The organism is Bacteroidota bacterium, from assembly GCA_039714315.1.
Lineage (GTDB): Bacteria > Bacteroidota > Bacteroidia > Flavobacteriales > JADGDT01 > JADGDT01.
Window position 1 is genome coordinate 1 of sequence record JBDLJM010000128.1, and the last position, 9089, is coordinate 9089.

General features: G+C 34.1%; 5 protein-coding genes. 1 reads left to right on the top strand and 4 read right to left on the bottom strand.

From position 1 onward, the window contains the following. Positions 1 to 343: 343 nt before the first annotated feature. Entirely contained in the window at positions 344 to 1810 is a 1467-nt protein-coding gene (locus ABFR62_11335; GenBank protein MEN8139011.1) for an oligosaccharide flippase family protein, read from the bottom strand. Between the two features lie 44 nt (positions 1811 to 1854). Further along, positions 1855 to 4128, bottom strand: a complete 2274-nt coding sequence (locus ABFR62_11340) for a patatin-like phospholipase family protein (GenBank protein ID MEN8139012.1) — start codon at positions 4126 to 4128, stop codon at positions 1855 to 1857. Positions 4129 to 4427: 299 nt separating this feature from the next. Here ABFR62_11340 and rseP point away from each other — a divergent pair, with 299 nt between their 5' ends. Then, positions 4428 to 5753, top strand: a complete 1326-nt coding sequence (gene rseP / locus ABFR62_11345) for an RIP metalloprotease RseP (protein MEN8139013.1) — start codon at positions 4428 to 4430, stop codon at positions 5751 to 5753. 115 nt (positions 5754 to 5868) lie between these two features. Here rseP and ABFR62_11350 read toward each other — a convergent pair whose 3' ends face one another. Both ABFR62_11350 and ABFR62_11355 read right to left on the bottom strand, forming a co-directional pair. Beyond that, complete coding sequence (locus ABFR62_11350; protein ID MEN8139014.1) at positions 5869 to 6507, bottom strand: redoxin domain-containing protein; 639 nt, start codon at positions 6505 to 6507, stop codon at positions 5869 to 5871. Positions 6508 to 6523: 16 nt separating this feature from the next. Beyond that, entirely contained in the window at positions 6524 to 8866 is a 2343-nt protein-coding gene (locus ABFR62_11355) for an amylo-alpha-1,6-glucosidase (protein ID MEN8139015.1), read from the bottom strand. Positions 8867 to 9089 lie beyond the last annotated feature (223 nt).

The window sequence follows — 9089 nt, forward strand, 5'->3', positions numbered from 1 at the left end:
GGTGTTCGCAAGACAAAATTTTATCATTCCCCTCTGGGTCAAAATTGTTAAAATTTTGTCATGCTCGTTTCATCTGTTAATAATTTTATGTTTTGGTCAGATGGTGTTCGCAAGACAAAATTTTATCATTCCCCTCTGGGTCAAAATTGTTAAAATTTTGTCATGCTCGTTTCATCTGTTAATAATTTTATGTTTTGGTCACCTGTCTGACTGCGTCTTGCAGGCAGGGATAAAACATTCATGAATTATCATTTTCTAGTCTGTCCAAAATTGAGCTCATGAATATTTCATATTTTTATTGATGGTTGATCTAATACTGCTTACTATTAAACTAAGAAATAGTCTATTTATTATTTCTGGCAAATATACTTCTTAGCGATGCAGTTTCAAAAAATGCGAGCATAATTAAAAACAGCAATAAAAAGCTGTTTCCTATGATTAGATTTCCATAGAAAAATTTATCTGCCACAAGCCCAAGAAAGACCGACAATCCTAAATACAAGCTTATCTTTTTAAGATTATAAGGAATGGGATAAATTTTTTGCCCGACAAAATACGACATCAGCATCATTGATCCGTAGGCCGCCAAAGTTGCCCATGCAGAACCGTAATATCCCATTTTTGGTATCAGCCAAATATTAATTAACACCGTAATTATTGCACCTATGATAGAAAAAATAGCTCCGTATCTTGTTTTGTCGTTTATCTTATACCAAACCGACAGGCTCAAATATATTCCTAAACTCAAATTCGCAAGCAAAAGAATTGGCACCACATCTAATCCTACCCACATCTCCTCATTTTGAATAAAATATTTCAAAATATCTAAATTCACAATTAAGAAAAGAAATATTACCGCCAAAATTGCAACAAAATAATTCATCACGTAGGCATAAGTTTCTTTCGCATCTTTGTCTTTTGCCTTCGCGAAGAAAAACGGCTCTACTCCCATCCTAAAAGCCTGGATAAAAATTGTCATGAATATTGCTATCTTATAATTTGCTCCATAAATACCTACTTCACCTTTTGCTGTATCTTCCGGCAACATTTCCCATAAAAATACCTTATCCATAGATTCGTTAATTATTCCGGCTGTTCCGGCAATAAGAATAGGCCATCCGTATCGAATCATTTTCTTCCATAATTCCTTATCAAAATTCCATTCAGCATCTCTAAATGTCGGAATTAACATAATTACGGTAATAGCACTAGCTACAAGATTAGACAGGAATATTACACTTATTTTGGGCGTAGATAAATACCTATCGAACGAACCAAAACTATAACCTTTAGATATTAACCATGGAATTACAACCAACAGTAATAAATTAAGTCCTATGTAAATACCAATATTGATTAATTTTATTATCGCAAACCTGAAAGCTTTATTCTGAAAACGCAACCTGCTAAAAGGAATTACAGTAATAGCATCAAAGAATATTACCCATATCAGATAAATAATATACTCCGGGTGACTTTCGAACGAAAGGATATTAGCAATATCTTTATTAAAAAACAGTGCAATTGACAAAAACACTAATGAACTCACCAATAAGCTAATAAAGGCTGTTGGAAATACATTTTTACTATCTTTTTTATTTACAAAATTAAAGAATGAAGTTTCCATCCCATAGCTGAGAAATACATTAAGAATAGCAGTATACGAGAATAGGATTATTACTTCTCCGTATTCTTCTTTATCAAAAACATACGTATATAAGGGCACTAAAAGGAAGTTCAACACCCTACCTATAACGCTACTCAGCCCATAAATAGCTGTTTGACTTAAAAGTTGTTTTATAGTTGCCAAATGAAAATAATTTGATACAAATTTAAATTCTTTTTTATCAGTTCCTAGAACCAATACCCTAAATTGAACATGAAACTGAATTTCCCGTTATCAGGACTGTAGCTTGAAGTAAATTCTACAGGTCCTATCTTACTGTTATAACCAAGAGAAAGAGCATACCCTGAATAGTGCAGTTTTTTTGCTTCGTACCACTGATTACTATTTTTTGCCGCTATCATATAATTTGCATGTCCGGTGATATAAATATCCTGAATAATTCTATACTGTAAACTTGTGAGATATTTAAAAAAACCTCCATCCTCAACACCAACAACACCAAATACAGGATAGCCGAAGAAACTATAAACATTATTAGGTAAGTTCTTGTTATATCCTCCGAAATAATACGACAGACCTGCAGTGGAACCAGAACCAAATCTGGTACTTGAATATATCTTGTTTGTCCAGGCCAATCTTTCACTTGGCGAGAAAGTATAGTCGGCTCGCAGATACAAAAAACTTGAGGTTACAAGAGTATTCTCTTTTAAGTCGTTATTTTGCGACTGAGGTATAACTACTTTAAATTCAGACTTAAACAAAAATCCACGAGTTGGATAATTGGAATTATCTCTGGTATCAGCATATATCTCCAATAATGGATTTATACTCCAACCTTCGTCAAAAACAAAAGGCCTCTCTTCAAAATCCCCATCTTTATCCATAACTTTTAAAGAACTGGAATACATAGCTAAACGTTTTGCTTCAACTCCGCCTGCAAAATAAAAATCCTCATTAATAGTCTTCTGGGCCATTACTTTTGTTGTCCAGTCTTTATATTTCATATCAATTATAGATCCGGAAATCAAATCACCCAAATCTCCAAGAGCGGCAGCCGGCATATCTACCTCAAATTGTGTAAAATTAGACTGCAACAGAAATCCCGGCCAAGCTGCATTATCCTTATAAAATAAGATATTTAACCTCGGTCTGTCACTAATAATTATATCTGACATAAAAATTGAGCTTCTCAAAAATTTATTGCGGGCAGTAAATTTTAACTTTAAGCCTGCCTTGTAAATTTCATCGTAATGCAAACCCAATTTTAAATAGTCATTATTCCTTTTTTCTTTAACCTTAATAACCAATTTATGCCAACCTTTTCCGTCCGGCATTAAATCATAGCCTATAAAATCAAAATTCCTGGTACCATCTAGCGTATTAATTCCTGCCTTAATCTGATCTATATTAATAAGACCTGGTAGTTTCTTTACCGGAAACCGGTCTGTAAAATATTCTGTGGAATGATTCCGTGAATCCTTAACTTCTACACTCGAAATATTATAATTCACAGTGTTTATCAAAGGCTTACGTTTATCACTACTTGATGGTTTTTGGCGTTTTGCAATATCTAACAGTTCATTAAAATACTTAAACCCTTCTATTTCTCCCAATTCCAGAAGCTCTCCGGCCTTATCGAAACTAACAACCGAATAATCTGAAATATCAGGCTTAATATATACATCCACAAGCTTAGCCTGCTTTTCAGATTTTTCAACCATTTTAAAACTTGATATTTGCTCAATTATAGAAGTAATAGACATAAGGTCTTTCTTCTTATAAAGTCCATCCTCTACACTTACTCCGATAATTATATCAGCTCCCATACTCCTAACCTCTTTTACAGGAAAGTTATTAAGAACTCCACCGTCAACCAAAAGTCTCCCATCTATTTCTATTGGAGAAAAAAGTGAAGGAAATGATGAGCTGGCCCGCATCACCATAGGTATTGAGCCTTCATGAAATTCAATTGATTCTCCCGTTACAATATCAGTTGCCATCATCACAAGCGGAATGGGTAATTTATCGAAATCCTGATGTCCGGGATATTCCCTTGTAAGCTCGGTAAATTCTTCTATAACATCCTGTCCATTCGATAAACCTTTCGGAATACCAATTTCCCAGTTATTTACAGGAACACTCAAAAAAGTTTCACTGTCGAATGTTTTCTCAAAATAAGTAAGATTATTACGTGGAATCTTTCCCTGCACCAACTTCGACATATCCAAAACACTAATTATACTGTCGAGTTCATCTACTGAATACCCAATTGAATACAATGCCGAAACAATAGCTCCCATACTTGTTCCTCCAATATAATCAACCCTTACTCCTGCCTTTTCTATCATCCTGAGAACTCCAACATGAGCCACGCCTTTTGCTCCTCCTCCACTCAATACTACACCTACTTTTACACCGTCATCTACTTCTTCACTTTTTGATTGAGCAACTGCAAAGTAGCACGAAAAATAAAAGAAAAAGAATAGTAAAATTATTCTCATATATGAATTTATCTGTAGCATAACTTTATTAAAAGGTCATATGACTCCCTTCCGGAATCAGGGGAAACAGCGAGTAATATCCTATTAAAGTTAATAATTTAAAAACTATGTTCATAATTTTCAAATCACAAACTACCCGGATATTTAATTCTATTAAGCTAAGTTCGATGAGAGATTTGAATACAGTTATGAATAAATTTTTCGTCGAACTCAGGATATTAACAATTGTAAATCTTCGAGAATTGCTTAGAGTAAAAGTAATTAAAATTTTATATTTGCGCGCTAAAGAAGATTTATAAATGGAAATAAACGAAATATTAATTAAGGCAGCTCAATTTTTCCTGAGCTTGTCTATACTTATAGTACTGCATGAGTTTGGGCATTTTATCCCTGCTAAAATTTTTAAAACACGAGTTGAAAAATTTTATTTATTTTTCGATCCTTACTTTTCACTGTTTAAGAAGAAAATAGGCGGAACTGAATACGGAATTGGATGGTTGCCACTGGGCGGATATGTGAAAATTGCGGGAATGATTGATGAATCTATGGATAAAGAACAGATGGACAAAGAGCCTCAACCATGGGAATTCAGATCAAAACCGGCCTGGCAAAGACTGATTATTATGATCGGTGGAGTAGCAGTAAACCTTATTCTTGCAGTTGTCATCTATGCCGGTATGTTATATGCATGGGGAGAACAATATATTCCTACTACTTCGATTAACAACTACGGTGTTGTTGTTGATTCTGTAGGACAGAAATTAGGGCTCCAAACCGGTGATAAGATTTTAAAAGTAGGTGGTCATGAAGTGGAAATATTCAAACAGGTTCCTATCGAAATTATCTTATCCGATAATATAGACGTTGAACGAAACGGAACCCCGTTACACATAACATTTGATCCGAAAGTAAAAGAAACACTGATAAAAAGCTCCGGTTTTATATCCCCCAGAATTCCATATTATGTAGGCGATTTTTCAGATGGATCTGAAGCGAAGAAATCAGGATTAGAAATAGGCGATAAAGTAACAGGCTTCAACAATAAACCTATGACGTATTTCGATGAATTTATCGAAGTAATACCTAAGGCAAAAGGAGACTCTATCACCTTAAATATTTTAAGAGATGAAGTTGCACTAAACGTGAAAGTTTTAGTTTCTGAAGAAGGAAAAATTGGAGTTTATCCGGATGTCGATATGTCTAAATTCTATGACGTTAAAACATTAGAATACGGTCTATTGGAATCGATCCCTCAGGGTGCGGTTAAAGCAACCGACATGTTAGTTAGCTATGTACGTCAATTCAAACTAATTTTAAACCCTGATACAGGTGCTTATAAGTCAGTTGGAGGATTCCTTGCAATCGGAAAACAATTCTCTGCTACATGGGACTGGCAACGTTTTTGGAGCTTCACGGCCTTTTTATCAATTATGCTGGCCTTTCTTAACATACTCCCTATTCCTGCTTTAGATGGAGGACACGTAGTTTTCGTGCTTTGGGAAATGATATCAGGAAAGAAACCTTCGGAAAAAGTTTTAGAGTACGCTCAAATTGCAGGTTTTGTGATTCTTATGAGCTTAGTTATTCTGGCAAATGGAAATGATATTATTAAAACGTTTTTCTAAAAAACATTAGATTAAAATCATAAACAAAGGCTGTCTTAAATGTCGTAATTGCATCATTCGAGTGTTTTTACGATTTTTAGGACAGCCTGTTTTTTTTGTTATCAACGTTTAAATTCTATTCAATAACCTGATAACTCTTCTTTTCTGAATTCATCTTTACCCTTTTAATACTACAACCAATGTTTTTTGTGGTTTGTACTTTGGGGGTTTGTCCATTTCCCACAGCGATTAGCGCATCAAACAAATAATTTTTAGTAATACTTCGATCTTTATTTTCGAACATATCATCTATACTACCTCTATAAACCAGTATTCCATCAGAATTGAATAAAAAAACATGGGGGGTCGTATTTGCATCAAATAAATCAGCCAACTCTGAATCTTTATCTGCCAAATACGGAATCATGGAATATTCATAGCTCTCCATAACCTTTTTCATTTCCGATACAGATTCTGTTGTTTCACGAAATGCTTCGTTCGAATTTATCAACGCCATCCCTATTCCATTATTCTCTGCTAATGTATATATCCCTGAATAACTCTTCTCCCATGCTTTTACAAAAGGACAAGTATTGGAAGTAAATATTACCAATAAACCATTATCAGATTTTATATCCCTCAAACTATAAGTTTTAAAATAAACATCTTTCATTTTAATACTATCGCCCGGAATCGATGCATTAATTTCTATACCATGAGACTGTCCAAAAATCATCATTGGCAATAAAAACAACAAATAAAATATAGTCTTCATAACAAGTTATTAATTTTTAATTATAATCTTCAATATTGTATTTCCCTTCGGCTTTTCTCCTGAAGATAAAAGACTCCTTATTAAGTTCAGGCTTTGCAAAACCAACATCTCTAAATATTTCCCTGCTCATATTCTGCAGATCTTTTTTTGTTTTTGATTCTTTTAATGTAATTGTTGTAATCTCTGATCCTTCACGATAATTCTCAAGCTTTGAATCCCCTTCTTCCAATCGAATTGAAACAATATCACCATCCTTTACTTGTACTGAAATATCCTCATATCCTTCTAAATCAAAAGTTACGTCGGCTTCAATATTTGTAAATTCATATTCAAAATCTAAATAGCCCTTGTGATTATAGAATTCCGACTTTATCTTTCCTCCGAAAATCTTCTCCTCAAAAATTATCTCATCAAATTTATTCGGAATCCGTGGAGCAATTATCAGCTCCTTTGATACTGCATTTGGCCTTACACCAAGAAAATACTGATACCATACTCTTAAATATTCAGCATTAGACCAAGCTTGTAAAAAAGTACCGGTCTTTTCCGCATATCTTTTACCTTCCCTTGGTAATGCATCAAAATTTTCACTAATACTACCAACGGCTCCCGTATGCATCGCCTGATTTTGCATATTTTCCATCAACTGAAATGCAACATCTTTTTGTCCGCATTCAATCATCCTTTGCATCGCTATTCCATTATTCCATACCCAAACAGTACCGTTATGATATGATTCATCGAAAAAATACATGTCATCCCAGTGATGATAAGGATGAAAATAATCATCTTTCTGACTTAATGAAGCAACTCCCCAAGGATATACAAGTTCTTCCCAAATAGTTCTTACAAGCTTCATTTTCTTTTCCACATCAGTCATAAAATCCATTGCAAACAACTGGTTTGGCCTCATTGAAAAATCCTGACTTCCATCTTTCAAAATCCTGTCTGCCATAATATTTTTATCAGAACTAAAATAATCCTTCATAAAATTAGCCTTTAGCTTATCTGCAATATCATTCCAGTTTTTTGCATCTTCATCCTTGTTCATAAACCTTGCAAAATAAGCACCGGCACGAAGTTGTTTATACCACAGGATTTGAATATCATTAGCTCTATTACCCCTGGGCGAAAATGGTTTTCCATCTCTTTTCGCATCCATCCAGGTATCTGCATCCTCATGCGTCAGATAACCATTATCATCCACCCAGTTTTTCAGCGAACCATCAATCGACATAAAGATCTCGGGGTACAACTCTTCTATCAGGTCTGTATCCCCGGTATATTTCACATAATCAAAAATTTGGATTACAAACCTGGGAGTTCCGTCTGTCGTATTGTATATTACATCATCGGGCCTTGCCCTGTTAGGTATCCTTCCGTAATATTTTGACTCCATATCTTTTAACTGATATTTCGCAAAAGACAAAAGTATTTCTTTTGCCAAATCAAACTGCCCGGTAACAAGGTTCGATCCCGGTAAAGAAATAAACATATCCCTGCCCCAATAATCGTTAAACCATGGAAGACCTGCATAAATCCCATGTCCCATCTGTCTTGTTACCAACTGATCCATAGTAAGAGTTACCCAGTTGAATGCTTTATTGAAATCTTTAATATCTGTTTTTAAAGCAACGTTCTCTCCTACTAATTTATTCATTCTATCTGCTCTTTTTCTTAACAACGTTAAATAGTCTTTTTGAAGATCTTTAGATTTCTGAAAAAGTTCTGCTTCGGTATCAGCTAAAAAAATAAAAAAACCTTTTGCAGAAGATGACACTTTATACCTGTGTTCTTCAAGATAAATATCTTCGGGAATAATACTGCTAATACCTACAAACTTTCCTTCATATTCCTCCGGTTCAAAAACTACAACCTTTTGTGTTTCATTGTAATATTTATCTACCAAAATATCTCCCAAAATTGAAATTGCAATATTATCGTCTGTTTTTTTTGTTTCTATCTCTATCACCAAAGCTTCTATATCATCAAACATTGATAAAGTTTCAGTTCCTAACTCATAATTTCTTACAATTTTATTTGGATATACTACTGCCTCATCTCTTATCAGCTCAATATCATTAATATAAAGTTGATAGTCTGTGAAAATATGATGCCTCATCACCGTCCAGCCTTCGAACATACCAACATGTTCCTGTTGAGCTGTACGTCCATACCAATATCCCGATTTTTTATCCGTAAAAGAATACTCTCTGTTCTCTTCAGCAGAAACTTTAATACCTATACTGTCAATGCTGATTTTTTCTTCCAAAGTGATCGTTTGCGGAGAATTTTTTTTCGAATCGCATGCAATCATCAAAAAGGCAATTGCTAAAAATAAAACTGCTATCTTCCTCATCTTCAAGTCTTTTCCTCTACTGCAAATTTAACATTTCTATTTCAATCAATCGAACAGGTAATTAAACTTTCTAATTCAAAAGAAACTTTAACCTAAAAAAGCAAACACAATAGAACTATAAATAATGGCGATGACTAACATACATCAGACAAAGCTATTTATGCTACCTTTGTATCCACAAACAATAAATAAACATTTTGGCAGTGTCTGAAAAAACAGAAAT

Excerpts from the sequence above, each read along its gene's own strand:
- ABFR62_11340 (MEN8139012.1), bottom strand. The coding sequence starts at position 4,128 with ATGAGAATAATTTTACTATTCTTTTTCTTTTATTTTTCGTGCTACTTT.
- rseP (MEN8139013.1), top strand. The coding sequence starts at position 4,428 with ATGGAAATAAACGAAATATTAATTAAGGCAGCTCAATTTTTCCTGAGC.
- ABFR62_11355 (MEN8139015.1), bottom strand. The coding sequence starts at position 8,866 with ATGAGGAAGATAGCAGTTTTATTTTTAGCAATTGCCTTTTTGATGATT.
- ABFR62_11350 (MEN8139014.1), bottom strand. The coding sequence starts at position 6,507 with ATGAAGACTATATTTTATTTGTTGTTTTTATTGCCAATGATGATTTTT.